This window comes from Pseudoalteromonas aquimarina (assembly GCF_049257255.1).
Taxonomy (GTDB): domain Bacteria; phylum Pseudomonadota; class Gammaproteobacteria; order Enterobacterales; family Alteromonadaceae; genus Pseudoalteromonas.
In genome coordinates, this window is sequence record NZ_JBMMUG010000018.1 from 1,694 (window position 1) to 4,843 (window position 3,150).

The following is a 3,150-nucleotide window of genomic DNA, read 5'->3' on the forward strand; positions in this document are numbered from 1 at the left end:
ATACAAACCATTTTGGGTTGTATGGTTAAGTGACTAAGCGTATACGGTGGATGCCTTGGCAGTTGGAGGCGATGAAGGACGTATTAACTTGCGATAAGCCTAGTCAAGCTAGTAAAAAGCGCTTGAGACTAGGATTTCCGAATGGGGAAACCCACCACTTAGTGGTATCACTTACTGAATACATAGGTAAGTGAGGCGAACCGGGAGAACTGAAACATCTAAGTACCCCGAGGAAAAGAAATCAACCGAGATTCCGAAAGTAGCGGCGAGCGAAATCGGATTAGCCCTTAAGCTTTAGTGTAGTTAATGGAATGTTCTGGAAAGTTCAACGATACAGGGTGATAGTCCCGTACATGAAAACTTATCTAAAGTGAAATCGAGTAGGTCGGAGCACGTGAAACTTTGACTGAATATGGGGGGACCATCCTCCAAGGCTAAATACTCCCAACTGACCGATAGTGAACCAGTACCGTGAGGGAAAGGCGAAAAGAACCCCTGTGAGGGGAGTGAAATAGAACCTGAAACCGTATACGTACAAGCAGTAGGAGCAGATTCGTTCTGTGACTGCGTACCTTTTGTATAATGGGTCAGCGACTTATATTCAGTAGCGAGGTTAACCGTTTAGGGGAGCCGTAGTGAAAGCGAGCGTTAACTGCGCGTTTAGTTGCTGGGTATAGACCCGAAACCCGGTGATCTAGCCATGGGCAGGTTGAAGGTCAGGTAACACTGACTGGAGGACCGAACCGACTATCGTTGAAAAGCTAGCGGATGACCTGTGGCTAGGAGTGAAAGGCTAATCAAACCGGGAGATAGCTGGTTCTCCCCGAAATCTATTTAGGTAGAGCCTCGGACGAATACTATTGGGGGTAGAGCACTGTTAAGGCTAGGGGGTCATCCCGACTTACCAACCCTTTGCAAACTCCGAATACCAATAAGTAATATCCGGGAGACACACGGCGGGTGCTAACGTCCGTCGTGGAGAGGGAAACAACCCAGACCGCCAGCTAAGGTCCCAAAGTGTATGTTAAGTGGGAAACGATGTGGAAAGGCCCAGACAGCCAGGAGGTTGGCTTAGAAGCAGCCATCCTTTAAAGAAAGCGTAATAGCTCACTGGTCGAGTCGGTCTGCGCGGAAGATGTAACGGGGCTAAACATACCACCGAAGCTGCGGCTGCGAATTTATTCGCGGGGTAGGGGAGCGTTCTGTAAGCTGTTGAAGGTGTACCGGGAGGTATGCTGGAGGTATCAGAAGTGCGAATGCTGACATGAGTAACGATAAAGCGGGTGAAAAACCCGCTCGCCGGAAGACCAAGGGTTCCTATCCCATGCTAATCAGGGTAGGGTGAGTCGACCCCTAAGGCGAGGCCGAAAGGCGTAGTCGATGGGAAACGGGTTAATATTCCCGTACTTGGAATAATTGCGATGGGGGGACGGAGCAGGCTAAACAAGCATGGCGTTGGTTGTCCATGTGAAAGTATGTAGGCTTGAATCTTAGGAAAATCCGGGATTCTTTAAGGCTGAGATACGAGACGACACTCTACGGAGTGGAAGTTGTTGATGCCATACTTCCAGGAAAAGCCTCTAAGCTTCAGATTATTTCGAATCGTACCCCAAACCGACACAGGTGGTCAGGTAGAGAATACTAAGGCGCTTGAGAGAACTCGGGTGAAGGAACTAGGCAAAATTGTACCGTAACTTCGGGAGAAGGTACGCTCTTACTGGTGATGAGACTTGCTCTCTAAGCTGGCGAGAGTCGCAGTGACTAGGTGGCTGGGACTGTTTATTAAAAACACAGCACTCTGCAAATTCGAAAGAAGACGTATAGGGTGTGACACCTGCCCGGTGCCGGAAGGTTAATTGATGGGGTTAGCTTCGGCGAAGCTCTTGATCGAAGCCCCGGTAAACGGCGGCCGTAACTATAACGGTCCTAAGGTAGCGAAATTCCTTGTCGGGTAAGTTCCGACCTGCACGAATGGTGTAACCATGGCCACGCTGTCTCCACCCGAGACTCAGTGAAATTGAAATCGCAGTGAAGATGCTGTGTACCCGCGGCTAGACGGAAAGACCCCGTGAACCTTTACTACAGCTTGGCACTGAACATTGACCCTACATGTGTAGGATAGGTGGGAGGCTTTGAAGCAGAGACGCTAGTTTCTGTGGAGCCGTCCTTGAAATACCACCCTTGTAGTGTTGATGTTCTAACATAGGCCCCTGAATCGGGGTTGTGGACAGTGCCTGGTGGGTAGTTTGACTGGGGCGGTCTCCTCCCAAAGAGTAACGGAGGAGCACGAAGGTTTGCTAAGTACGGTCGGACATCGTACGGTTAGTGTAATGGTAGAAGCAAGCTTAACTGCGAGACAGACACGTCGAGCAGGTACGAAAGTAGGTCATAGTGATCCGGTGGTTCTGAATGGAAGGGCCATCGCTCAACGGATAAAAGGTACTCCGGGGATAACAGGCTGATACCGCCCAAGAGTTCATATCGACGGCGGTGTTTGGCACCTCGATGTCGGCTCATCACATCCTGGGGCTGAAGTCGGTCCCAAGGGTATGGCTGTTCGCCATTTAAAGTGGTACGCGAGCTGGGTTTAGAACGTCGTGAGACAGTTCGGTCCCTATCTGCCGTGGGCGTTTGAGAATTGAGAGGGGCTGCTCCTAGTACGAGAGGACCGGAGTGGACGAACCGCTGGTGTTCGGGTTGTGATGCCAATTGCATTGCCCGGTAGCTACGTTCGGAATCGATAACCGCTGAAAGCATCTAAGCGGGAAGCGAGCCTCGAGATGAGTTCTCACTTTAACTTTAAGTTAACTGAAGGGCCGTTGAAGACTACAACGTTGATAGGCGAGATGTGGAAGTGCTGTGAGGCATTAAGCTAACTCGTACTAATTACCCGTGAGGCTTAACCATACAACGCCAAAGTGGTTTAGACCCGCAGAAGTTGAATAGATTAAGAACTAAAGTAGATACTTTACTAAAAAGCTTTCCAGATTTAGATTTAAGAAGACTCTTAAGTCAACCAAATTTGCTTGGTGACCATAGCGTTTTGGAACCACCTGACTCCATGCCGAACTCAGAAGTGAAACGAAACAGCGTCGATGATAGTGTGGGTTCGCCCATGTGAAAGTAGAACATCGCCAAGCTCCTAATTAA

Annotated in this window: 2 rRNA genes; both read left to right on the plus strand. The window is 49.5% G+C overall.

The window, feature by feature from the left end:
- The first annotated feature begins 23 nt into the window (after positions 1–23).
- Positions 24–2,907 (plus strand): 23S ribosomal RNA (locus AAEU29_RS20970).
- 118 nt (positions 2,908–3,025) lie between these two features.
- Positions 3,026–3,140: ribosomal RNA gene (rrf, locus tag AAEU29_RS20975) — 5S ribosomal RNA — on the plus strand.
- Positions 3,141–3,150: the final 10 nt, after the last annotated feature.